This is a genomic window from Streptomyces sp. NPDC001902 (genome assembly GCF_042891295.1).
Classification (GTDB): Bacteria; Actinomycetota; Actinomycetes; order Streptomycetales; family Streptomycetaceae; genus Actinacidiphila.
The window spans coordinates 161565-183165 of record NZ_JBIATA010000013.1; the positions used below are offsets into that span (position 1 = coordinate 161565).

Here is a 21601-nt window from a genome sequence, read left to right on the forward strand (position 1 = left end):
GACGGCGGTGCGGGCACCGCCCCGGCCGCGCGCCGCTGGTCCCGGCCCGCGGGCCGTCCGTAGCATCGGGTCCATGGCAACCCTGTGGGAGCTCATGCGCGACTGCATCCCCGACGACCACGCCCGCCAGGTCACGTCGCGCTTCTACCTCGACGAGGCCATGACCTCCGCCCAGGCACCGGACCAGGTAGTGGACCTCGGCTGCGGCCGCGGCACCTCGGCCGCGCGCTTCCGCCGGCACAACCCGAAGGTGCGCTGGGTGGGCGTCGACATCGGCGACTCCCCCGAGGCGCGGCAGCGCACCGCCGGCGGGGACCCGGTCGTCCACTACGACGGCGTCCGGCTGCCCTTCCGCACCGGCGCCGTCCCGCTGATCTACTCGCACCAGGTGTTCGAGCACGTCTCCCGTCCGCGGGAGCTGCTGGCCGAGATCGGCCGCGTGCTGCGGCCGGGCGCGGTCTTCATCGGCAGCACCTCGCAGTTCGAGCCGTACCACTCCTTCAGCCTCTGGAACTACACGCCCTACGGTTTCCGGGTGCTGGTCGAGGAGGCCGGGCTCGCCCTGGAGGAGATCCGGCCCTCCCTGGACGGGGTCACCCTCATCATGCGCTCGTATCACGGCCGGCCGCCCGAGTACGGCCGGTACTGGGACGAGGCGTCGCCCCTGAACGCCGAGATCGACACCTGGGCGCAGCGGACGAAGCGCGGCGCCGCCCTGGCGAACCTCCGCAAGCTCACCTACTGCGGGCAGTTCGCCTTCCGCGTCCGCAAGCCGGCCGGCGCCCCCGCCTGACGCCCGGTCACGATCCCGGGGAGAGCGCCTGCGGACCCAGGTCCCCCGGACGGGAGTGGCCCGACAGGGCGAGGGTGAGGTCGAACTCGGCGAGCAGGCAGCGGATGACGTGCTCGACGCCCGCCTGGCCGTCGAGGCCGAGGCCGTAGGCGTAGGGGCGGCCGACGAGGACGGCGTCGGCACCGAGGGCGAGCGCCTTGAGGACGTCGTCGCCGGTGCGGATGCCGCTGTCGAAGAGGACGGCGAGGCGGTCGCCGACGGCACGGGCCACGCCGGGCAGGGTCTCGGCGGCGCCGATCGCGCCGCCCACCTGGCGGCCGCCGTGGTTGGAGACGACGACGCCGTCCATGCCGGCGTCGGCGGCCAGACGGGCGTCGTCGGGGTGCTGCACGCCCTTGAGGACGATGGGCCCGTCCCAGTTCTCGCGCAGGAAGGCGAGGTCGGGCCAGGTCTTGCCGGGGTCGGCGAACATGCCGACGAAGTGCAGGACGGCCGCGTTCAGGTCCTCCTCGACGGGCTTGGCGAGGCCCGCGAGGAAGGCCGGGTCGGTGAAGTAGTTGGCGGTGCCGATGCCCTTGAGGAAGGGCAGGTACGCCTGGTCCAGGTCGCGGGGGCGCCAGGCGAGCAACGGGGTGTCGAGGGTGACCAGCAGCGCGGTGTAGCCGGCGGCCCTGGCACGGCCCAGGAAGCTCCGCGTGACCTCGCGGTCCTTGGCCCAGTACAGCTGGAACCAGCGTTCCGCGTCGCCCATCGCCTCGGCGACCTCCTCCATGGGCGTGCTGGACGCCGAGGAGAGCACGAAGGGCACCCCTTGCGCGGCGGCGGCACGGGCGGCCGCGCGCTCGGCGTCGGGGTGCACGATCGACAGCACGCCGACCGGGCCCAGCGCGAGCGGGGCGCTCAGCGTGCGGCCGAGGACCTCCACCGTCAGGTCGCGCACGGACACGTCGCGCAGCATGCGCGGCACGATCCGCAGCCGGTCCAGGGCCTCCCGGTTGGCACGTTCCGTGCGTCCGCTGCCCGCGCTGCCGGCGACGTAGCCGAAGGGGCCGGGCGCCAGGCGCTCGGCGGCCAGTTCCTCCAGCCGCGTCAGGTCGGTGGGGAGCGCGGGCAGCACGCCCGCGAGCCCGTTGAGGTAGATCTCGTACTGGTGGTCCGCCCGGTCGCCCATCCCTGTCCCGTCTCTCGGTGCCGAGAGCAGGACTGTGTCAGGACCGGACCGCCGCGTCCACCGTCCGGTCAGGGCTGCGGCAGTTCGGCCGCCATGTCGGCGCGTACGGCGGCGTTGCGGCGGGAGATCACCACCGCCGCGGCGACGGCACTGGCCGCGAAGCAGGCCACGACCGTCCAGGGGCAGTCCAGCACGTCGCCGGTCAGATGGTCCAGGGAGTAGCGGCCGGGCCCGGCGATCCCGATCGCGGCGGCCGTGAAGCCGAGGAAGGCCGGGTGCTCGAAGCCGCCCGAGGCGGAGAAGAAGCCGGCCGGCAGGTGCACGGAGACGGCTCCGGCCATCCCCCCGGCGGCGGCCGCGCCCGCGGCCGGGGTGGCCAGGCCGAGCGCCAGCAGGGCGCCGCCGCCGGCTTCGGCGAGGCCCGAGGCGAGCGCGCTGTGCCGGCCGGGCCGGAAGCCCATGGACTCCATCGCCTCGCCCGTGCCCTCCAGGCCGTGGCCGCCGAACCAGCCGAAGAGCTTCTGGGCGCCGTGCGCGAAGAGCACCGAGCCGGTCCCGAGGCGCAGCGCGAGCAGTCCGAGGTCCTTGCGGCGGTTGGTGGGCATGGCGGGGTCCTTCCGGGGCGGTGCGGGCGCGTACGGCCAGTCTCGGCTCCCGCCGCGGGGGGCGCCGCCCGCGGTGGGCCGTCCGGGCGGTCAGGAGCTGATGGCCACGGCCCGCCGTACGCAGTCCTCGGAGCCCAGGGCGCGGAGCATGAAGTCGGCGACGTCGGCCCGGCTGACCCGGGAGGCGAGACCGAGCCGCAGGTCGGATCCGGTGCGGTAGACGCCGGAGTAGCGGCCGCCGGTGACGACGGCGGGCCGCACGATCGTCCACAGGTCGCCCTCGGCGCGGATCAGCTCCTCCTGACGGTCCTTGTCCCGCATGATGGCCGGGATGACCAGCGAGGTCGCGGCCCGGTACACACCGCGCCGGCCGGGTCCCGACCCGTACGCGCCGACGGCCACCAGCCGCCGTACGCCGAGCGCCCGCATGGCGGGGAGGATGCGCCGCATCCCGTCGGCGCAGACCGTCTCGCCGCGTGGGGAGCGGGTGCCGAGGGCGCTGAGCACCCCGTCGGCGCCCGCGATCACGCGGCCGACGGCCTCGGGGTCCCGGACGTCGCCGGGTACGACCGTCAGCCGTTCGTGCGGAGGGAGCCCGGCGGGGTCGCGGGCCAGGGCGGTGACCTCGTGGCCGGCGTCGAGCGCCTGCGCCACGAGTTCGCGTCCCACGTGGCCGGTGGCTCCGAAGATCGCGATGCGCATGTCAGCGGTGCTCCGGGTTCGCGAAGTCGGGGCGGCAGCCGGCGTCCCAGGCGCTCCGCTGGTTGCCGTGGCCCGGGATGCCGCCGGAGCGCTTGAGCAGGGCGGCCAGGTGCATCAGGTTCCAGGTCATGAAGGAGAGGTTCCGGTTGGTGAAGTCGTTCTCCGGGCCGCCGGAGCCCGGGTCGAGGTAGGAGGGCCCGGGGCCGGCCTCGCCGATCCAGCCGGCGTCGGCCTGCGGCGGGATGGTGTAGCCGAGGTGCTGGAGGCTGTAGAGCAGGTTCATGGCGCAGTGCTTGACGCCGTCCTCGTTGCCCGTGATGAGGCAGCCGCCGACCCGGCCGTAGTAGGCGTACTGGCCGCGGTCGTTGAGCAGGCTGGAGCAGGCGTAGAGCCGTTCGACGACACGCTTGGTGACGGAGGAGTTGTCGCCGAGCCAGATCGGGCCGCACAGGACGAGGATGTCGGCGGCCAGCACCTTCTCGTACAGGGCGGGCCAGGCGTCGGTCCGCCAGCCGTGCTCGGTCATGTCGGGCCAGACGCCGGTGGCGATGTCCTCGTCGACGGCGCGGACGACCTCGGTGCGGACCCCCTGCGCCTCCATCAGGGCGCGGCTTCGGTCGATGAGCCCCTCGGTGTTGCTGACCTCGGGGGAGCGTTTCAGCGTGCAGTTGAGGAACAGCGCACCCAGGTCGTCATAGCGGTACCCGGTGGAATCGGACATGGCGCACCCTTTCGGTCACCAGTCATCCTGGGTCACCCTCCGCCGGGCGGCTACTTCAGCAGCCGCGACATCCTCCGGTCGGCGAGCGGCTTCCCGCCGGTCTGGCAGGTGGGGCAGTACTGCAGGGAGGAGTCGCTGAAGGAGACCTCGCGGATCGTGTCGCCGCAGACGGGGCACGGTTCGCCGGTGCGCCCGTGCACCCGCAGCCCGGTCTTCTTCTCGCCCTTCAGGTCTCCCGCGGCCAGGCCGCGGGAGCGTTCGACGGCGTCCCGGAGGGTGGTGAGCAGCGCTTCGTACAACCGGCTGACCTCCTCCGCGGAGAGGTTCGCGGCGAGCGCGTACGGCGACATCCTGGCGGCGTGCAGCACCTCGTCCGAATAGGCGTTGCCGACACCGGCGATGACGCCCTGGTCGCGCAGGACGCCCTTGATGCGGCGGCGTTCACCGGAGAGCAGGGCCGCGAAGACCTCGAGGGTGAAGGCGGCATCGAGCGGTTCGGGGCCGAGGCGGGCGATGCCGGGGACGTCCGCGAGGTCCCGGACGCAGTGGACGGCGAGCCGCTTCTGCGTCCCCGCCTCCGTCAGGTCGAAGCCGGCGCCCTCCGGTTCCGCCATCAGCAGCCGCAGTGCCAGCGGGCCCTTGCCGGGGCGGGGCGGGGTCGTGGGCAGGTCGTCCTTCCAGCGCAGCCAGCCGCCCCGGGCCAGGTGGACGGCGAGGTACGGGCCCGCGCCCTCGTCGGTGGTGAAGACCAGGAACTTGCCGCGGCGCCCGACGGAGGTCACGGTGCGCCCGTGCAGCGCGTCCAGCGGGGGGTCGTAGGTCTTCAGGACGCTCACCGCCACCGGCAGCACCCGGGCGATGGCGTGGCCGGCCATGCGGCCGGTGAGGAAACCGGCCAGGGCTTCGACTTCGGGCAGCTCCGGCATGCGACCAGTGTGCGCCCCGGGGCGGCGGGGTGCGAGCGGCGACGGGGCGGTTCCGCCCGGTTTCGGCGCCAATACCGCACGATGAACAGACAGTTGGATCTTCGGGAGAACTGGACATCGGGCCGCCGGATGTGAATGATCGCAGCCATGGCCGATTCTCTCCCCCTGCCCGCCGAGGCACCGAGTCACCCCGACCCGGGCGCGCTGGACCCCACCGAGGTGATACCCCGGCCGCAGCCGGTGGAGGCGGGTGAGGCCGCGGAGGTCAAGGTCATCAGCGGAGAGGTCGTCGGGGGCCGTCACCGTGGGCAGCGCGGCGGTCCCGGCCGCGGCTCGCTGGGCACCGCAGTGCTGACGGCGACCGGCGCCATCGCGGGACTGTCCATGCTCATGCCGCACGGCGGCTCCGGCGACGTCGCGGAAGCCGCCCAGGGGCCGGCCAGGGCCGTACCGGACGGGTCCGTCGAGGACGCCATGGTGCCGACCGCCGCGGGCGCGGCCGTCTCCGCCGAGACCACGAAGGCCGACACGGCGGCGGTCACGAAGGCCGCGTCGACGGACACGGGTACGGGTGCGGGTACGGGTACGGGCACCGCGGCGAGCACCGGTACGCACGACACCGCGCGGCCGGACGCCCCGGGCGACGCCCCGGCCCCGGGCCGCCACGCCCGCGTCAGCGGCACCTGGGACAGCGAGGACTGGCAGGAGGCCGTGGCCCGCACCATCGCCGCGCACCGCTCGGGCGAGCAGGGTCACCTCGGCGGCCGGCACCGCACCGGCGGCGGCACCGGCCGGCACGGCGGCCAGTGGAACGGCGGCCGGCAGGGCGACTGGTCCCGCGGCGGCTGACGTCACTTCAGGGGCGGTTCGGCCGACGGGGATGACGCCGCGTCAGGGAGTCAGACCAATTCCTGCTCGGCCCAGATCGTCTTGCCGGTGGGCGTCTGCCGGGATCCCCAGCGCTGGGTGAACTGGGCGACGAGCAGCAGCCCGCGGCCGCCCTCGTCGAAGATCCGGGCACGGCGCAGGTGCGGGGCGGTGCTGCTGGTGTCGGAGACCTCGCAGATCAAGGTGGCGTCACGGATCAGCCGGAGCTGGATCGGGCCGCCGCCGGCGTAGCGGATCGCGTTGGTGACCAGTTCGCTGACGACCAGTTCGGTGCTGAACACGGCCTCCCCCAGCCCCCACTCGCGGAGTTGCTCCGCGGCCGTCCTGCGCGCCTGCCCGACGACGGCCGGGTCGTCGGGCAGCTCCCAGGTGGCGACCTGGTGGGCGTCGAGGGCGCGGGTCCGGGCGACCAGCAGGGCGATGTCGTCGCGGGGCCGGTCCGGCAGCAGCCCGTACAGCACGTTGTCGCAGAGTTCGTCCAGGCTCCCGGCCGGCCGGGTGAGCGTCCGGGCGAGCAGCGCGAGCCCCGCGTCGACGTCGTGCCCGGCCGATTCGATCAGGCCGTCCGTGTACAGGGCCAGCAGGCTGCCCTCGGGCAGGTCCAGCTCCGCCGACTCGAAGGGCAGCCCGCCGAGCCCCAGCGGCGGCCCCGCCGGCAGGTCGGGGAAGTCGGCCCGGCCGCCGGGCAGGACCACGGCGGGCAGCGGGTGGCCGGCGCGTGCCATGGTGCAGCGCCGGGTGACGGGGTCGTAGACCGCGTACAGGCAGGTGGCGCCGACCTCCCCGTAGAACTGGTCCGAGCCGCCCTCGATGCCCTGCCCCTCCTCCATGTCGAGGCGTACCACCAGGTCGTCGAGCTGGGTGAGGAGTTCGTCGGGCGCCAGGTCGACGTCGGCGAGGGTCCGCACGGCGGTGCGCAGCCGTCCCATCGTCGCCGAGGCGTGCACCCCGTGGCCGACGACGTCGCCCACCACGAGCGCCACCCGGGCGCCGCTGAGCGGGATCACGTCGAACCAGTCGCCGCCCACGCCCGCCCGGGAACCGGCCGGCAGGTAGCGGGAGGCGACCTCGACGGCGGCCTGCCGCGGGGAGTGCTGCGGGAGCATGCTGCGCTGCAGGGTGAGGGCGGTGGCCCGTTCCCTGGAGTAGCGGCGGGCGTTGTCCACGCAGACGGCGGCCCGGGCGGCGATCTCCTCGGCGAGCAGGAGGTCGTCGGCGTGGAAGGGGTCGAGGGTGCGGTGCCGGATGAAGATCGCCAGTCCGAGGGTCGCGCCCCGGGCGCGCAGCGGCACGACCATCAGCGAGTGCACGCCGTAGTCGACGACGCTCCTGCCGCGGGCGCGGTCGTACTCCGTCCAGCGCCGGATCTCCGGCTCATGGGTGCGGTGCAGCGACCCCCGCCCGGTGACCAGGGCGCAGGCGGCCGGCGAGTGCTCGGGCACCATGTCCAGCTCCCCGACCTGGGCGGCGGCCTCGGGGCAGCCGGGCAGCACGGACTGCTGGGCGACGCGGCGGAAGGCGAGGGCGCCCGCGGCCGGCAGCGGGCCGGGTTCCTCACCGCGGACGACGGAGTCCAGCAGGTCGACGCTGACCATGTCGGCGAACCGCCGTACGGAGACGTCGGCGAGTTCCTGCGCGGTGCGGGTGATGTCCAGGGTGGTGCCGATGCAGGTGCTCGCCTCGTTGACGATGTCCAGCCGGCGCCGGGCGTGGAACTGCTCGGTCGTCTCGTAGACCGCGGCGGACACCCCGGTGACCTGTCCCGACCCGTCCTTGAGCGGGAAGACCAGCATCGCGTACGCGTGGTCGCGGTCGTCGCCGGGCGGGCGGCCGAGGCTCTCCAGGCGCGCGGTCGCGCCGGTCTGCATCACCTCCTCCTGGACGCGGTCGAACTCCTCGAAGGCCGCGCCGGGCATGAACTCGCGCAGCCGCTGCCCTCGCACCTCCTCCACGCTCCTGCCGACCAGGCGCTCCATCGCCGCGTTGGCGGTGCTGAGCCGTACCTCGCGGTCGTAGACGGCGACGGCGACCGGGAGCTGGGCGAGGACCCCGGCGTCCGGTTCCGGTCGCCCGGGGGCGGTCGCGGTCGCGGTGACGGCCCAGTGCGCGGTGCCCGACGCGTCGCTGAGGAGGCGCAGCCCCAGCCGGACCGGCACGTCCCCGCCGTCGCGGTGGCGCAGGACGACGGGGCCCGCCCAGGCGCGTCCGGCGATGATGCGGCGCAGTGCGGCGAAGGGCAGCGGGGCGGCGAGCAGGGTGCCGGCGGGCCGGCCGAGCACCTCGGCGGACGACCAGCCGAGCAGCCGGCAGGCGTCCTCGCCCCAGGCGGTCAGCACCCCCGTGTCACCGGCAGCGACGGCAGCGGCCGCGGGCGGCGTCAGCCCGTGGCGCTCCTTCCCTCCCCCGTGCTCCCCGTGGCCGGTGCGCCTTCCCATGGGTACGTCCTCGTCCTCACGGCCGTTCCCCCTCAGCATGGTCCCCCGCCGGGGCACTCTCAACCGGCGTGCGCGGCGGGGGCGCGGCGCGCACGGCACGGGGCCGCCGGTTCACGCGCCGTGGCCCTCTGGGCAAGGCCGTCCGGACGAACGAGACTGAGGCCAGGCGAGTGTGAGGAGTGGCGCAGGTGACGGTGAAGGTCGACGGGCCGCGGACGGTCTCCCCCCGGCTCGCCTCACCCTGGACGCGCGGTGCGGCGGCCGCGGCGGCGGGGGCGCTGCCGGCGCTGGCGTTCCCCGCGCCGTCGCTGTGGTGGCTGGCGTACGTCGCCCTCGTGCCGTGGATGCTGCTGGCGCGCGCCGCACCGACGGGGCGGCGGGCCGCCGTGGACGGCTGGCTGGGCGGGGCCGGCTTCATGGTGGCCGTGCACCACTGGCTGATCCCGAGCCTGCACGTCTTCATCGTGCTCATCGCCCTGCTGCTGGGGGCCCTGTGGGCGCCGTGGGGGTGGCTGGTGCGGCGGCTGCTCGGGGGCACGCCGGGCCCCCGCACGGTCCTGGCGGCGACGGTGCTGGTGCCGTCCGCCTGGCTGCTGGTCGAGCTGGTGCGGTCGTGGGAGTACCTGGGCGGGCCGTGGGGGCTGCTGGGGGCGAGCCAGTGGCAGGTGACGCCGGCGCTGCGGCTGGCCTCGATCGGGGGCGTGTGGCTGGTCAGCTTCCTGGTGGTGGCGGTCAACACGGCCCTGGCCGCGCTGCTCGTGGTGCCCTCCTGCCGGGCGGCCGCGGGGTCCGTGCTGGCCGCCGCGGCGGTGGGCACGACGGCGGTGTGGGCCTGGGCGCCGGTCCCGGGCCGCAGCGGGGAGTCCGTGCGGGTGGCGGTCGTGCAGCCGGGGGTCATCAGCGGGCCGCAACCGCGCTTCGACCAGGGGGAGCGGCTGACCCGTACGCTCGCGGGCAAGGGCGTGGACCTGGTGGTGTGGGGGGAGAGCAGCGTCGGCTTCGACCTGTCCGCCCGCCCCGACCTGGCGAACCGGCTGGCCGCGCTGTCCCGGGACGTCGGCGCCGACATCCTGGTCAACGTCGACGCCCGGCGGGCGGACGGCCTCGGGATATCCAAGACCTCGGTCGTGATGGGCCCGGACGGGCCGGTCGGCCCGAGCTACGACAAGATGCGGCTGGTGCCGTTCGGCGAGTACGTCCCGGCCCGTACGGTGCTGGGCTGGGCCACGTCGGTGGGCAGGGCGGCGGGTGAGGACCGGATCCGGGGTGACCACCAGGTGGTCATGGACGCGGGCACGGTGCGGCTGGGGCCCCTGGTGTGCTTCGAGTCGGCGTTCCCCGACATGAGCCGGCACCTCGCGGACGACGGGGCGCAGCTGCTGGTGGCGCAGTCCTCCACGTCCTCGTTCCAGGGGAGCTGGGCGCCCGCGCAGCACGCCTCGCTGGCGGCACTGCGCTCGGCCGAGTCCTGGCGGCCGATGGTGCACGCGACACTGACCGGGATCAGCGCGGTCCACGACGCCCGCGGCGAGCGGATCGGCCCGTCGCTGGGCACGTCGCGCAGCGCGGCGCAGGTCTACGACGTGCCGCTGGGTTCCGGGCGCAGCCCGTACGACCGGCTCGGCGACTGGGTGCCCCGGCTGGCGGTGCTGCTGCTGGCCGGGGCGGGCGCGTACGAGGCGGCGCTCAGGAGGTCTGCCCGGTCACGGCGGTGACGACGCGCTCGCACAGTTCATGGGTCTGCAGCGCGTCGCGGGCGTCGAGGGGCTTGCCGTGCCGTACGGCGTCGAGGAACGCGAGGGCGATGCCCTCTATGCCGCGCTGGCGGGCGACGGGGACCCAGTCGCCGCGGCGGCGGACGGTGGGCTGGCCCTTGTGGTCCACGACCTCGGCCAGGTTGAACACCTGGCGCTTGCTGTCCTGGCCCATGACCTCCAGGACCTCCTCGTTGGAGCCGCTCATGCGGTTCATCACGCCGATCGCGGTGAAGCCGTCGCCGGACAGCTGGAGCGTGACGTGGTGGAGCAGCCCGCCGCGGACCCGTGCCCGGACGTCGGTGTGCTCGACGGGGCCGGGGAGGAGGAAGCGCAGGGTGTCGACGACGTGGATGAAGTCGTCGAAGACGACGGTGCGCGCGGTCTCCGGGTGCCCGATGCGGTTCTTCTGCAGGAGGATCAGGTCGCGCGGGTGGTCGGCGCACTGCACGTAGCCCGGCGCGTGGCGGCGGTTGAAGCCGACCGTCAGCCCGACCCCGCGCTCCTCGGCAAGGCGCACCAGGTGCTCGGCCCCGGCCAGGTCGTAGGCGAGCGGTTTGTCGACGTAGACGGGGACGCCCGCGGCGATGAGGCGTTCGGTGATCTCCACGTGCGTCTCGGTGGGGGCGTGCACGAACGCCCCGTCGAGCCCCTGGTCGAGCAGGGCGTCGAGGGTCTCGTGGCGGTGCGGGACCGGGACCCGGTGGGTGTCGCCGACGGCGTCGAGGGTGGCGCGGGTGCGGGTGTGCAGGTGGAGTTCCACCCCCGGCTGCGCGGTCAGCACCGGCAGGTACGCCTTGCGCGCGATGTCGCCGAGTCCGATGACCCCGATCCTGAGGGGTTCCATGTGCCGCTCCCGCCTACGCCTGCTGTGCCTGACCTGTGCCGTCGGCAGCATACGGGCCGGCCGGCGGCCGCCAGTCGGCGATCCCGTCGAGGCTGCGCAGGGCCAGGCGCGGGCCGACCCGGTTGACGGTGGCGAACAGGGCGTCGCGCAGCGCGACGGCGGACGGCGAGGACCAGGTGGTGAGCCTCCCGATGCTCCAGGAGCGGCGTACGACGCCCGTCGTGCGGGGCAGCCGCTGCGCGGTGTAGGCGGCCAGGGCGCGCGCCACGGCCTCGTCCGCGGCGTCGGGGGCGGCGAGGTGGGCGAGGACGACGGCGTCCTCCAGGGCCTGGCAGCCGCCCTGGCCGAGGTTGGGCGTCATGGCGTGCGCCGCGTCGCCGAGCAGGGCGATGCGCCCCTGGTGGAAGGCGGGCAGCGGTCGCGCGAGGTGGTGGACGTCGTTGCGGAGCACTGCGCCGGGGGCGGCGGAGTCGATCAGCTCGGGCACCGGCTGGTGCCAGTCGCCGAACAGCCGCCGCAGCTCGGTGCGTTCGTCCCCGCCGGGGGCACGGCCGCCCGGCGGGGTCACGGCGGTCGCGTAGCAGTAGACGCGGCCGCCGGTGAGCGGGACGGTGCCCCACAGCCGGCCGCGCCCCCAGGTCTCGTGCGGGAGGTACGTGGAGGGTGCCGGCACGACCGTGCGCCAGCTGGTGAACCCGCTGTAGACCGGCCCCGGGTGCGCCGGGAACAGCGCGGCGCGCACGGCTGAGTTGATCCCGTCGGCGGCGACCACCAGATCGGCGTCGATCGTCCCGTCCTCGGTGGTGACCTTCCCCCCGGGGGAGGCGGACAGGACCCGGGTCCCGGTGCGCAGCGCGCCGTCCGGCAGGAGGCCCGACAGCACGGCCACCAGCTCCGCCCGGTGCGCGATCACCACGGGTCCGCCGAACCGCTCGGCGGCGGCCTCGCCGCTGGTCCGGGAGAGCCAGCGCCCGTCGGGGCGGCGCAGCCCGCCCTCGCCCTGGAAGGCGGCCATGGCGCGCACGGCCCCGCCGACCCCGAGCGCGTCCAGCGCACGCAGGCCGTTGGGCGCGATGCCGATCCCGGCTCCGACGGGTTCGAGCGCCGCGGCCCGCTCCAGGACGGTCACCCGCCATCCGCGCCGGCGCAATGCCACGGCGGCGGCCAGCCCTCCGATGCCGGCTCCGACGACGACGGCGTACGGCTGACGCGATGTGCGGCCCATGGCTTCGGCTCCCCCCCCCCGTGGACTACAGGTGTAGTGGGGAGTGTACTACACCTGTAGTGCCGGGGGTAATGGGCGCCCATGCCTCCGGCGCCCCTCACCGACCGGCCGCGCGGGGCGGTCGCGGACGAGCGGCTCACGCTCACGGAGCCGGGGCGCGTCGGCCCGGACGAGGCCGCCGGCACCCTGGAGAGCCCGAGCGCCGGCATCGGTGCCCCACGGCCGACGCGGGCGGAGGCAGCGCGCGAAGGGGCGCGGCCGTCGGCACCGAGCCCGCGCCGCCGACCCTCTCCCGGGCTTTGACCGCGTCCCGGGCGCCGGCGCCTCGAGCCGCGTGAGGGCGGCGGTGCGCACATCGGCCGCTCCGGCGCGACGGCAGGGACGTGCCCGGGGCGAACCGGCCCGGGAGGGGGTCGTCGGCAGTGGTGGGAGCCGCGAGCACCGGCCCCCGGGGCGGGAGCCGGGGTCCGCTGTGGACCTGGGCGCGTCGCGGACACCCGGCCGCGCCGGGTCCGGGTGACGGGGACACCCCTCAGCCGTCCGCGGGCGGACGGGCCGGGGCGGGAGTCGGGGGGCCGGTAGGTTGCCGTCATGAGCACCGCGCAGACGTCCCGCCCCGAGCTGATCGCCGACACCGCACTCGCCCTGCTCGCCGAGCGGGGCATGCGCGGGCTGACCCACCGAGCGGTCGACGAGGCGGCCGGTCTGCCGCAGGGCTCGACGTCCAACCACGCCCGGACCCGCGCGGCCCTCCTGGAGGCGGCGGTGCGCAGGCTGGCCTTCCGCGAGTCGCAGACGGCCCACGCCCCCGCGTCCGCGCCCGGGCCCGAGGGGCTGGCCGCGCTGCTCGCGCACTTCCTGCACCGCTCCGTCACCGAGGCCCGTGACCTCACGCGCGCCCGCCTGGAACTCGCCCTGGAGGCCACCCGGCGCCCCGAGTTGCGCACGGTCTACGACACCGCGGGCCGCGCCTTCCGCGAGCAACTGGAGGCGATGCTGCGCGCCGTGGGCTCCGCCGAGCCGGAGCGTCACGCACGGTCGCTCATCGCGTGGTGCGACGGCGTCCTCTTCCATTCCGTCGCGGGCGCCGGGTCCATGTCGCCCCCGCCCGAGGCCGAGTTGCGGGCGGGCGCGGCCGACCTGTTGCGCGGGATGCTCTGTGGCGGCTCCGACGGCTCGGCCGGTTAATGCGTCGACGCCGTCAGAGGCCCCCGCCATCATGGCGGCCATGACGACGACGCCGGAGCGCACCGACCCGCCCTACATCGCCGACGAGCGCACCATGCTGGAGAGCTGGCTGGACTTCCACCGCGACACCCTCGCGATGAAGTGCGCCGGCCTGGACGACGAACAGCTGCGCACCCCCAGCGCGCCCCCCTCCGACCTCACCCTGCTCGGCCTGGTCCGGCACATGGCCGGGGTCGAACGGGGCTGGTTCCGCACCGTGCTCGCCGGAGAGGACGTGCCCCCGCTCTACCTCACCGAGGACGACCCCGACGGCGAGTTCCACGACCTCGCCCAGGCCGACACCGCCGAGGCGTTCGCCACCTGGCGCGCCGAGATCGCGCACGCCCGCGAGCTGACCCGCCACCGGTCGCTCGACGACATCGGGCTGCGCCGCGGCAAGCACGAAATCTCCCTGCGCTGGATCTACGTCCACATGATCGAGGAGTACGCCCGCCACAACGGCCACGCCGACCTGATCCGCGAACGCATCGACGGGGTGACGGGCGACTGACGCCTCAGTCCGGCACCCGGTGCAGCAACTCGTCGCAGAGCACGCCCGGGTCGCCGGACTCCACGCACAGGCGGGTGTCGTCGCGCCAGTCCTCGACGATGCCCAGCCCCGAGAACCCGTCGAGCTCCACGTAGCGGTGGTGGAACGTCCAGGTACCGCCCGTGGTCTTCACCCCGTCGACCCACCGGCCGGGGATGAAGACCTGGGCGGGCATCCGGGAGGCGGAGAAGTGGCCGTCCGGGTCGAACCTGATGGAACCGTCCCCGTCGTCCGTCGCCCAGGTGCCGAGCACCGCGCCGCGCGACGCGACGGAGGCCGGCGCCACGTCCGCCGTCAGAAGGTGCTGGATCACCCGGACGTCGACGAACGCGCCGAGCACGAGTCCGGCCGTCCATGCCGCCGCTTCGGCCCGGCGCCGCGCCCTGCCCGTGCGCGGCCCCGTCCATCCCGTCCATTCCATCGGCATCTCCCCCCTCGGCCCGGGCCCGGCGACGACCCCCGTGCGTCGCCCGGCCCGGGCACGGACTCAGCGGCCCAGGTCCGGGATGCGCCAGCCCACCGGGTCGTGGCCCTGTGCCTTGAGCGCCTCGTCGATCTGGGTGAAGGGACGGCTGCCCAGGAAGAGCTTGGCCGACAGCGGCGACGGGTGGGCGCCCTGGACGACCGCGTGCCGCTCGGTGTCGATCAGCGGCAGCTTCTTCTTGGCGTAGTTGCCCCACAGGACGAAGACCGCCGGGTCGGGCCGGGACGCGACGGCCCTGATGACCGCGTCGGTGAACTTCTCCCAGCCCTTGCCCTTGTGCGAGTTGGCCTCGGCCTCGCGCACCGTCAGCACCGCGTTGAGCAGCAGCACGCCCTGCTCCGCCCACGGCATCAGGTAGCCGTTGTCCGGGATCGGGTAGCCGTACTCCTCCTTCATCTCCTTGAAGATGTTCCGCAGGGAGGGCGGGGTCTTGACACCCGGCTGCACCGAGAAGCACAGCCCGTGCCCCTGGCCCTCGCCGTGGTACGGGTCCTGGCCGAGGACCAGCACCTTCACCTTGTCGTAGGGCGTGGCCTCCAGGGCCGCGAAGACCTGCTCACGCGGCGGGAAGACCTTGTGCTTCCCGCGCTCCTCCTCCACGAACTCGGTGAGCTGGGTGAAGTAGGGCTTCTCCAGCTCCTCACCGAGGACGGCCTGCCAGGACTCGGGCAGCGTGATGGGCACGTCGGGAACCTCCGGTACGCGATCCGTTACTGGGGACGAACGTACCGTTCCGCACCGACAATCCGCCCGGCCGGGGGTCAGGCCGCGTCCAACCGGGCCCGCAACTCCGGTTCGAGGTCCAGGTCGGCCGCCGCCAGGAGTTCGTCGAGCTGCGCGACGCTGCTCACCCCGAGCACCGGCAGGACGGGCACGTCCCCGCCCAGCAGCCAGGCCAGCACGACCTGGTTGGGGGTCGCCCCGGCCTGCCGCGCCACCTCCCGCAGGACGCGCAGCCGCCGCTCCGTCCCCCCGTGCCGGTACTGCCCGGGCACCGCCTTGTCGTCCCGGGTGTAGGCGCCGTGGACGAGCGTGGAGTACCCCAGCAGCGTCAGGTCGGGCTGGGTGCGGACGTGGTCGAGGAGTTCGGCGTCGGCGTGCCGCTGGATGCCGAAGCGCGCCTGCGGCCGCGGCCGGAGGTAGGTGTGCCGCTGCTGGACGACCTGGTACCCCGGCAGGCCCCGTTCCGCGGCGATCCGGCGGGCCTCGGCGATGCGCCGCGTCGCGTGGTTGCTGACGCCGGGCGTACCGACCGTGCCGTCCGCGACGAGGCCGGCGAAGGCCTCCACGGTCTCCTCCAGCGGGACGCGCGGGTCCTCGACGTGGGCGTAGTGGAGGTCGACGCGGTCGGTGCCCAGCCTGCGCAGGCTCTCCCTCAGGCCCGCCCGGACGACGTGCCCGGCCAGGCCCTCGGCGTTGCCGAGCCCGCCCTCCTCGTCGATCCACCGCGTACCGCGCGTGAGGTCGGGACGGGCGCCGACCTTGGTGGCGAGCACGACGTGCTCCCTCGCCCGGCGGCTGCGCAGCCAGCGGCCGAGCAGCAGTTCGCTCTCGTCGCCGGTGGCGCCGTCCACCCAGCAGGCGTAGTTGTTCGCGGTGTCGACGAAGGTGCCGCCGGCCTCGGTGAAGCGGTCGAGGATCGCGAAGGAGGTCTCCTCGTCGACCGTGGTGCCGAAGGGCAGGGCTCCCAGGCACAGGGTGCTGACCTTCGGTCCGGCGCCGCCGGACAGTGTGCGGTATCGCATGGTGCGCACTCCTCGGATACGGGCGGGTCCCTGGTGCCGGCCGCCGCAGCGGTGGCCGGCACCAGGGACTGTGCACGTTGGAGTGCGGACGAACGCAACCCTCAGGCGCCGACGCTGGCGTTGAGGAAGATGCCGCCGTCCACGACCAGGGTCTGGCCGGTGATCCAGGCCGCCGCGTCCGAGAGCAGGAAGGCGGCGGCGCCGCCGATGTCCTCGGGCACGCCGAGCCGCCCCAGCGGGTAGGCGGACGCGGCCTGCTCCTCGCGGCCCTCGTAGAGGGCGGAGGCGAACCTGGTCTTGACCACCGCGGGGGCGATGGCGTTGGCGCGGACACCGGGCGCCATCTCGGAGGCGAGCTGCAGCGTGAGGTTGACCATCGCGGCCTTGCTCATGCCGTACGCGCCGATGAAGGGGGAGGCGCTGATGCCCGCCACGGAGGCGATGTTGACGATCGCGCCGCCGTTCTCCTTCATCCACGCCTTGTACGTCTGCTGGGCGAAGCCGAGCGCGGAGATGACGTTGGTCTCGAAGACCTTGCGGGCGACGCCGAGGTCGAGCTCGGCAAGCGGGCCGAAGACCGGGTTCGTACCGGCGTTGTTGGCGAGGTAGTCGACGCGGCCGAAGGCCTCCATCGTCCGCTCGACGACCTCGGCCTGGTGCGCCTCGTCGTGGGCCTTGCCGGCCACGCCGAGGGCCCGGTCGGCGCCGAGCCGTTCGACGGCCTCCTTCAGCGCCTCCTCGTTGCGGCCGGTGATGACGACGCGGTCGCCGCGGGCGACGAGCGCCTCGGCGATGCCGTAGCCGATGCCGCGGCTGGCGCCGGTGACGATCGCGACGCGTCCGCTGTCGGGCTGGTTGCTCATGATGCGGGTCTCCTGTCGCGGTTCAGTCGAGCGGTCCGCCGGCCACGTACAGCACCTGGCCGGAGACGAAGCCCGCGTTGTCGCCGGTGAAGAAGGCGATGGCGTTGGCGACGTCGTCCGGGTTGCCGACGCGCTGGACGGGGATCTGGGTGGCGGCCGCGGCCTGGAACTCCTCGAAGCCCATGCCGATGCGGGCGGCGGTGGCGGCCGTCATGTCGGTGGCGATGAAGCCGGGGGCGACCGCGTTGGCCGTGACGCCGAACTTGCCGAGCTCGTGCGCGAGGGTCTTGGTGAAGCCCTGCAGGCCCGCCTTGGCGGCGGAGTAGTTGGCCTGGCCGCGGTTGCCGAGGGCGGAGGACGAGGACAGGTTGACCACGCGGCCGAAGTTGGCGTCCACCATGTGCTTCTGGACGGCGCGGGTCATCAGGAAGGCGCCGCGCAGGTGCACGTTCATGACCGTGTCCCAGTCGGACGCGCTCATCTTGAACAGCAGGTTGTCGCGGAGCACTCCCGCGTTGTTGACGAGGATCGTCGGCGCCCCGAGCTCCGCGGCGACGCGCGCGACCGCGGCCGCGACCTGCTCCTCGTCGGAGACGTCGGCGCCGATGGCGACGGCCCGGCCGCCCGCCTTGGTGATCTGCTCGACGGTGTCCTTGCACGCGGTCTCGTCGAGGTCCAGCACGGCCACGGCGCGGCCCTCCGCGGCCAGGCGCACGGCGGTGGCGGCGCCGATGCCGCGCGCCGCCCCTGTCACGATCGCTACGCGCTGCTCGGTGGTCGACATCTGCTCTCCTCAGCCCTGTGGGGAGCGGTCGCGCAGGTGAGCGACCGCTTAGTACGTCCCGTAGCCGAAACCGTAGGAGCGCAGTGACCCTGTGTCAACGCCCACCGCGCCGATGTGGCTCAGCGCACCAGAAGATCCAGCAGACGGTCCACCTCGGCCTGCGGGTCCTCGGTCAGCCCGGTGTGGATCGGGCCCGGCTGCACGATGGTGCTGCGCGGCGCCGTCAGCCACCGGAAGCGGCGTCCAGGATCGTCCTCCGCCGCCTGCCCGGCCCGCTCACCGCCCGCGCAGATGCCCTCGTAGCCGCGCAGCGCCGCCCGTACGCCGGCGACGTCCACGTCGGGGTCGAGGCAGCGCAGCCGCGTCTCGTCCAGGTGGACGCGGGCCCCCACGAAGGACTTGGCACGGCAGTAGACCAGCACACCCGCGTTGATCAGCTCGCCGCGCTCGATCCGCGGCATCACGCGCACCAGGGCGTACTCGAACACATCGCGCCCGCTCGCCGTGCTCACTTGGCGGCCTTCCCCTCGACCCAGGTGCGCAGCCACTCCGGCGGCGCCTGCTTCTCCTGCTGCTTCGGGGCGAGGGTGATCCGCTCCCCCACGGAGCCGGCGCGCCCCAGCAGCACCCGCTCGTACGCGCGGCGCACCTCGTCCGGACCCGCGAAACCGGGCTCGTCCACCAGCCACTCGTCGGGGACCTGGGCGGTGACCTCGCGCAGCAGCGCCTCGTCCACCCGCGAGGCGAGGTCGCGGGCGGCGGCCTCGACGTCCGGGGCGAAGCGGGCGAGGGCGTGGTCCGCGGCGTCGTACGGCTTGTCCGCGGCCTGGTCGGCGCCCTTCCAGTTGTGGTGGAAGATCAGCGAGGCGCCGTGGTCGATCAGCCAGAGGTCCTGGTGCCAGACCAGCATGTTCGGGTTGCGCCACGAGCGGTCGACGTTGCCCACGAGGGCGTCGAACCACACGATCCGGCCCGCCTCGCCGGACTCCACCTCGAAGACCAGCGGGTCGAAGCCGAGCGCACCGGGGAGGAAGTCCATGCCGAGGTTGAGGCCGCCGCTGGCCTTCAGCAGGTCCTGAATCTCCTGGTCCGGCTCGCCGAGCCCGATCACCGGGTCGAACTGGAACCGCACCAGCACCGGCACCCGCATGCCCAGCCGCCGGGCCAGCTCCCCCGCGATCACCTCCGCGACCAGTGCCTTGCGCCCCTGTGCGGCGCCCACGAACTTCACCACGTAGGTCCCCAGGTCGTCGGCCTCGACGACCCCGGGAACCGATCCGCCCTCACGCAACGGCGTGACGTAGCGGATCCCGGTCACTTCCTCCATGGGCGCATCTTAATGATCGGCCTCCCACGGCCACGCCGCGCCGTCCTCGGAGAGCTGTGCGACTTCGCTGACGCCGTCAGGGCGCACGAGCAGGCCCTCCACGGGGGCGGGGACGAGGAGGAGGCCCGGGAGACCGCCGCATTCCAACCGTAGATCGTGATCTTCATGTCCGATTCACGGCCGGTCGGCGGTAATGGCCGGTCTGGGCTCGGCCTGGTGGCGGCCGCGCCAGGCGGACCAGCCGAGCCGATGGGCCGCATCGCGCACGGGCCGGACGACCAGCACCGTAAGCGGTTTCTGGATCTCGTTGACTTGCGGCCACTGTGCGATCTTCAGTTTTCACACACCGATGATCATCGGTGGCCGCACGGTTCTGCGCCCCGCCCGGCTCCGGGCGCTCCGGCCGGCAACTCCGGACAGGGTGATTCCCAAAGCAACCGCAGCACCGACAGAGAACCCCAACGACGGTCGCCAATCGTCGGTACGGATCACCGTCCAGCACAACGGCGGGAATGAAAGGAACGCGATGACGAGGACGCGGGCATACCAGCCGTAGCCGTCCGGCACCCCGCACGCCCAACGTTGGCCGACGGAGCGCCACTCGCACCCACCCTCGACAAGCCCGGCCCCCCAGCCGAGCGCTACAGCGAAGCACAGCCCATAGAGGGCTCCCCACCCCTTGCTGTTCATGCCCGGATCCTACGGGGGCATCTTGGCTGACCTTTTCCACGGCCTCACCGGGCACCTGGCACCGACCTCAGGACTTACGCCCGGACCGCCTGCAGCGCACGGCGCCCCATGTCCGGTTCAACGCCCCAGAAGCCAACCGCAGCAGTACACCAACGGGCGAGATCACGCTCTACCGCTGGAGCACTAGTCCAGCTCTCGCAGCTCGGGCCACCACAGGGGATGCTCACTGAGCAGATCACGGATGGCGGGACTGTGATCACGAATGAAGCGGGAGTAGTCGCGCCAATCCTCGAAGGACTCCGTCTCGGGGATCCGGCGAGTCGCCACCAAACCGGTCTCGATCACGTCCGTCAGCGCCTCGGCGATCAGCAAGACCCGTTCCCGTTCGACCCCGTCAGCCGGACACGGCACATCCTCATAGAAGTGCTTCCGCATGCCGGGGTACTCCAGCATCTTGAAGTAGATCTCGCGCACGTTGTTCAAACACAGGTCGAGCCCGTTCGTGCCGTTCAGGTTGTTCGCGATATGAACCTGTTGCGACACCGCTCGCGTCTGTATGCCTACGAAAGCCAAGGTCGCGACCAAGCTGATCAACCCTGCGATTGCGGTAACCGTGGATAGCACGGCGTCCCCCCTCTGGTCGGCCGAGGTGGAGCATTCCCCTCTTGACGACCGTCAGCACCAAGCCGTCACAACGCCGGGTTGTCGAACTGACGCGGCACAGCTCCATTGACGCTGAGCTCCGGCAGCGGGGTGACCGGTTTCAACACTCCGCCCAGTTCCGGGAGCTTCGAGGCTGAGAACTTCAGGATCAGCGCGGCCTGGTGGTGTGCTTTGAGTGCATGCAGGTAATGCACCGGTCAGCGTGAGATCGAACAGCGACTCGACGCCTTCGCCAGGGCGGAACGGACCGCTCTGGAAGCGAGGGGCATACGGCGTAGCCCCGTGGACAAGGACGCTGACGCCCCCGACCTCTTTCATGGAGGCGGGGGCGCTTTCGTGTGTCTAGCTGCGGTTCTTCTTCTCAAGCTCTTCCACGTAGTTGTACGCGGCGGCGCTGCCCTGCTTGCCGGGCGAGACCTTCAGGATCGCCTTGTCCCGCTCGGGGTTACCACTGAGGTACGCCTCGGTCAGGACGTACGGCAGTCCGTCCACCCGGAATCGGATGCTCCCGTCGGGGTACGCGCTCACCCGGACCTTTCGGCCGTCGGGAAGCTCGATGGGATCTGCCACGAAGTGCGCCTTGAGCGGCTCGTCAGCCATACAGACCTCCAGGTCATACAGGCTTGATTGGGGCAGCCAGCGTACCGACGCTCCTCGTGATCCTGGGGCATTTCACCCAAGCACCAGATCAGACCAGCGGGATGTCGAACTCGATCACCGTGGAGTCACCGCGGCAGACGATCGGGTACGCGACCTCCACGATCCGCGTCGCCACCAGAGGAGCCCCAGCTGCCTCTGCAGACCGGGGCTCCCCTTACGTCTGACACGCGCTACTCCGACGCAGACCCGCGCTCGTAGCGGACGTCCTGCTGGTGATCCCAGCGGTACGACCACTTCATCTCACTCGTGACGCTCTTGACGCTGCTCTCCGGCAGTTGCTCCATTGCGGCTGCCACGGCTGCCCTCGCGGCGGCCTCGTACGCCGCACGGACTCTCGTGGCACCAACCGTCGACCCTGCGGTCTGAAGGTCGAAGTCGAGCAGGATCGTCAGATGCTTCGGTACAGGTTCCTCGGCCATGTACCCCCCTCAGGTGTACGACAGGGCCGTCAGTATCAACCTCTCCTCCGGATCATCGCCATCGAACGGACAAAAACCCTCGAGTAGATGTGCTCCGACAAAGACGCGGCGGCCACCTTGAG

Annotated in this window: 25 protein-coding genes; 5 read left to right on the plus strand and 20 right to left on the minus strand. The window is 73.2% G+C overall.

Annotated features, from left to right (window positions below):
- Positions 1-73: 73 nt before the first annotated feature.
- A complete protein-coding gene (locus ACFYYN_RS22210; protein WP_499510480.1) occupies positions 74-793 on the plus strand; it encodes a class I SAM-dependent methyltransferase in 720 nt (239 codons plus the stop codon).
- Positions 794-800: 7 nt separating this feature from the next.
- On the opposite strand, the gene ACFYYN_RS22215 is transcribed toward ACFYYN_RS22210, so the two are convergent.
- The 5 genes from ACFYYN_RS22215 to ACFYYN_RS22235 all read right to left on the minus strand — a co-directional run bounded on the left by ACFYYN_RS22215 (position 801) and on the right by ACFYYN_RS22235 (position 4918).
- Entirely contained in the window at positions 801-1964 is a 1164-nt protein-coding gene (locus ACFYYN_RS22215) for a lactate 2-monooxygenase (protein WP_500547211.1), read from the minus strand.
- Positions 1965-2032: 68 nt separating this feature from the next.
- Positions 2033-2569 carry a DoxX family protein gene (locus tag ACFYYN_RS22220; protein WP_500547212.1) on the minus strand — a complete coding sequence of 179 codons (537 nt, stop codon included), beginning with the start codon at positions 2567-2569 and terminating at the stop codon, positions 2033-2035.
- 90 nt (positions 2570-2659) lie between these two features.
- Positions 2660-3271, minus strand: coding sequence for an NAD(P)-dependent oxidoreductase (locus ACFYYN_RS22225; protein WP_500547213.1), 612 nt, complete (start codon positions 3269-3271; stop codon positions 2660-2662).
- 1 nt (position 3272) lies between these two features.
- Positions 3273-3992, minus strand: coding sequence for a flavodoxin family protein (locus tag ACFYYN_RS22230; protein WP_500547214.1), 720 nt, complete (start codon positions 3990-3992; stop codon positions 3273-3275).
- Between the two features lie 50 nt (positions 3993-4042).
- Positions 4043-4918 carry an Fpg/Nei family DNA glycosylase gene (locus tag ACFYYN_RS22235; RefSeq protein WP_500547215.1) on the minus strand — a complete coding sequence of 292 codons (876 nt, stop codon included), beginning with the start codon at positions 4916-4918 and terminating at the stop codon, positions 4043-4045.
- A 147-nt stretch (positions 4919-5065) separates the two neighbouring features.
- On the opposite strand from ACFYYN_RS22235, the gene ACFYYN_RS22240 reads away from it, so the two are divergent.
- The gene (locus ACFYYN_RS22240; RefSeq protein WP_500547216.1) at positions 5066-5767 is read left to right on the plus strand and encodes a hypothetical protein; all 702 of its coding nucleotides are present in this window, start codon (positions 5066-5068) and stop codon (positions 5765-5767) included.
- A gap of 50 nt (positions 5768-5817) precedes the next feature.
- On the opposite strand, the gene ACFYYN_RS22245 is transcribed toward ACFYYN_RS22240, so the two are convergent.
- Complete coding sequence (locus ACFYYN_RS22245; RefSeq protein WP_500547217.1) at positions 5818-8241, minus strand: SpoIIE family protein phosphatase; 2424 nt, start codon at positions 8239-8241, stop codon at positions 5818-5820.
- 188 nt (positions 8242-8429) lie between these two features.
- Here ACFYYN_RS22245 and lnt point away from each other — a divergent pair, with 188 nt between their 5' ends.
- Positions 8430-9956, plus strand: a complete 1527-nt coding sequence (gene lnt / locus ACFYYN_RS22250) for an apolipoprotein N-acyltransferase (RefSeq protein WP_500547218.1) — start codon at positions 8430-8432, stop codon at positions 9954-9956.
- Here the strand turns inward: lnt and ACFYYN_RS22255 are convergent.
- Entirely contained in the window at positions 9928-10842 is a 915-nt protein-coding gene (locus ACFYYN_RS22255; RefSeq protein WP_500325106.1) for a Gfo/Idh/MocA family protein, read from the minus strand. The two genes, lnt and ACFYYN_RS22255, sit on opposite strands and share 29 nt — an antisense overlap.
- Before the next feature lie 13 nt (positions 10843-10855).
- Positions 10856-12067: an FAD-dependent monooxygenase gene (locus tag ACFYYN_RS22260; RefSeq protein WP_500547219.1), complete on the minus strand. Its 1212-nt coding sequence runs from the start codon at positions 12065-12067 to the stop codon at positions 10856-10858.
- Positions 12068-12658: 591 nt separating this feature from the next.
- On the opposite strand from ACFYYN_RS22260, the gene ACFYYN_RS22265 reads away from it, so the two are divergent.
- Entirely contained in the window at positions 12659-13255 is a 597-nt protein-coding gene (locus ACFYYN_RS22265; RefSeq protein WP_500547220.1) for a TetR/AcrR family transcriptional regulator, read from the plus strand.
- 31 nt (positions 13256-13286) lie between these two features.
- The gene (locus ACFYYN_RS22270; RefSeq protein WP_500325111.1) at positions 13287-13805 is read left to right on the plus strand and encodes a DinB family protein; all 519 of its coding nucleotides are present in this window, start codon (positions 13287-13289) and stop codon (positions 13803-13805) included.
- 4 nt (positions 13806-13809) lie between these two features.
- On the opposite strand, the gene ACFYYN_RS22275 is transcribed toward ACFYYN_RS22270, so the two are convergent.
- From ACFYYN_RS22275 to ACFYYN_RS22330, 12 genes are all read right to left on the minus strand, one after another.
- Positions 13810-14265, minus strand: coding sequence for a hypothetical protein (locus tag ACFYYN_RS22275; RefSeq protein WP_500325113.1), 456 nt, complete (start codon positions 14263-14265; stop codon positions 13810-13812).
- A gap of 66 nt (positions 14266-14331) precedes the next feature.
- Positions 14332-15012, minus strand: coding sequence for a uracil-DNA glycosylase (locus ACFYYN_RS22280; protein ID WP_500547221.1), 681 nt, complete (start codon positions 15010-15012; stop codon positions 14332-14334).
- Positions 15013-15089: 77 nt separating this feature from the next.
- On the minus strand, positions 15090-16073 hold the full coding sequence (locus tag ACFYYN_RS22285) for an aldo/keto reductase (RefSeq protein WP_500547222.1): 984 nt from the start codon (positions 16071-16073) through the stop codon (positions 15090-15092).
- A gap of 101 nt (positions 16074-16174) precedes the next feature.
- Positions 16175-16936, minus strand: coding sequence for an SDR family oxidoreductase (locus ACFYYN_RS22290; protein ID WP_500325118.1), 762 nt, complete (start codon positions 16934-16936; stop codon positions 16175-16177).
- Positions 16937-16958: 22 nt separating this feature from the next.
- Entirely contained in the window at positions 16959-17720 is a 762-nt protein-coding gene (gene fabG, locus ACFYYN_RS22295) for a 3-oxoacyl-ACP reductase FabG (protein WP_500325120.1), read from the minus strand.
- A gap of 119 nt (positions 17721-17839) precedes the next feature.
- Positions 17840-18232, minus strand: coding sequence for a DUF3037 domain-containing protein (locus ACFYYN_RS22300; protein WP_500325122.1), 393 nt, complete (start codon positions 18230-18232; stop codon positions 17840-17842).
- Positions 18229-19047 carry a HipA family kinase gene (locus ACFYYN_RS22305; RefSeq protein WP_500547223.1) on the minus strand — a complete coding sequence of 273 codons (819 nt, stop codon included), beginning with the start codon at positions 19045-19047 and terminating at the stop codon, positions 18229-18231. Before ACFYYN_RS22305 ends, ACFYYN_RS22300 begins: the two co-directional genes overlap by 4 nt.
- Before the next feature lie 339 nt (positions 19048-19386).
- The gene (locus ACFYYN_RS22310) at positions 19387-19737 is read right to left on the minus strand and encodes a hypothetical protein (RefSeq protein WP_500547224.1); all 351 of its coding nucleotides are present in this window, start codon (positions 19735-19737) and stop codon (positions 19387-19389) included.
- A 183-nt stretch (positions 19738-19920) separates the two neighbouring features.
- Positions 19921-20280, minus strand: a complete 360-nt coding sequence (locus ACFYYN_RS22315) for a hypothetical protein (RefSeq protein WP_500547225.1) — start codon at positions 20278-20280, stop codon at positions 19921-19923.
- Between the two features lie 146 nt (positions 20281-20426).
- Positions 20427-20594 carry a hypothetical protein gene (locus tag ACFYYN_RS22320; RefSeq protein ID WP_500547226.1) on the minus strand — a complete coding sequence of 56 codons (168 nt, stop codon included), beginning with the start codon at positions 20592-20594 and terminating at the stop codon, positions 20427-20429.
- A gap of 148 nt (positions 20595-20742) precedes the next feature.
- Positions 20743-21000 carry a hypothetical protein gene (locus ACFYYN_RS22325; RefSeq protein ID WP_500547227.1) on the minus strand — a complete coding sequence of 86 codons (258 nt, stop codon included), beginning with the start codon at positions 20998-21000 and terminating at the stop codon, positions 20743-20745.
- A 230-nt stretch (positions 21001-21230) separates the two neighbouring features.
- On the minus strand, positions 21231-21479 hold the full coding sequence (locus ACFYYN_RS22330) for a hypothetical protein (RefSeq protein WP_500547228.1): 249 nt from the start codon (positions 21477-21479) through the stop codon (positions 21231-21233).
- Between the last annotated feature and the right edge of the window lie 122 nt (positions 21480-21601).

Coding starts and splice junctions, on each gene's coding strand:
- ACFYYN_RS22210 (WP_499510480.1), top strand. CDS start 74: ATGGCAACCCTGTGGGAGCTCATGCGCGACTGCATCCCCGACGACCAC.
- ACFYYN_RS22215 (WP_500547211.1), bottom strand. CDS start 1,964: ATGGGCGACCGGGCGGACCACCAGTACGAGATCTACCTCAACGGGCTC.
- ACFYYN_RS22220 (WP_500547212.1), bottom strand. CDS start 2,569: ATGCCCACCAACCGCCGCAAGGACCTCGGACTGCTCGCGCTGCGCCTC.
- ACFYYN_RS22225 (WP_500547213.1), bottom strand. CDS start 3,271: ATGCGCATCGCGATCTTCGGAGCCACCGGCCACGTGGGACGCGAACTC.
- ACFYYN_RS22230 (WP_500547214.1), bottom strand. CDS start 3,992: ATGTCCGATTCCACCGGGTACCGCTATGACGACCTGGGTGCGCTGTTC.
- ACFYYN_RS22235 (WP_500547215.1), bottom strand. CDS start 4,918: ATGCCGGAGCTGCCCGAAGTCGAAGCCCTGGCCGGTTTCCTCACCGGC.
- ACFYYN_RS22240 (WP_500547216.1), top strand. CDS start 5,066: ATGGCCGATTCTCTCCCCCTGCCCGCCGAGGCACCGAGTCACCCCGAC.
- ACFYYN_RS22245 (WP_500547217.1), bottom strand. CDS start 8,241: ATGGGAAGGCGCACCGGCCACGGGGAGCACGGGGGAGGGAAGGAGCGC.
- ACFYYN_RS22255 (WP_500325106.1), bottom strand. CDS start 10,842: ATGGAACCCCTCAGGATCGGGGTCATCGGACTCGGCGACATCGCGCGC.
- ACFYYN_RS22260 (WP_500547219.1), bottom strand. CDS start 12,067: ATGGGCCGCACATCGCGTCAGCCGTACGCCGTCGTCGTCGGAGCCGGC.
- ACFYYN_RS22265 (WP_500547220.1), top strand. CDS start 12,659: ATGAGCACCGCGCAGACGTCCCGCCCCGAGCTGATCGCCGACACCGCA.
- ACFYYN_RS22270 (WP_500325111.1), top strand. CDS start 13,287: ATGGCGGCCATGACGACGACGCCGGAGCGCACCGACCCGCCCTACATC.
- ACFYYN_RS22275 (WP_500325113.1), bottom strand. CDS start 14,265: ATGGAATGGACGGGATGGACGGGGCCGCGCACGGGCAGGGCGCGGCGC.
- ACFYYN_RS22285 (WP_500547222.1), bottom strand. CDS start 16,073: ATGCGATACCGCACACTGTCCGGCGGCGCCGGACCGAAGGTCAGCACC.
- ACFYYN_RS22290 (WP_500325118.1), bottom strand. CDS start 16,936: ATGAGCAACCAGCCCGACAGCGGACGCGTCGCGATCGTCACCGGCGCC.
- fabG (WP_500325120.1), bottom strand. CDS start 17,720: ATGTCGACCACCGAGCAGCGCGTAGCGATCGTGACAGGGGCGGCGCGC.
- ACFYYN_RS22305 (WP_500547223.1), bottom strand. CDS start 19,047: ATGGAGGAAGTGACCGGGATCCGCTACGTCACGCCGTTGCGTGAGGGC.
- ACFYYN_RS22310 (WP_500547224.1), bottom strand. CDS start 19,737: ATGAACAGCAAGGGGTGGGGAGCCCTCTATGGGCTGTGCTTCGCTGTA.
- ACFYYN_RS22325 (WP_500547227.1), bottom strand. CDS start 21,000: ATGGCTGACGAGCCGCTCAAGGCGCACTTCGTGGCAGATCCCATCGAG.
- ACFYYN_RS22330 (WP_500547228.1), bottom strand. CDS start 21,479: ATGGCCGAGGAACCTGTACCGAAGCATCTGACGATCCTGCTCGACTTC.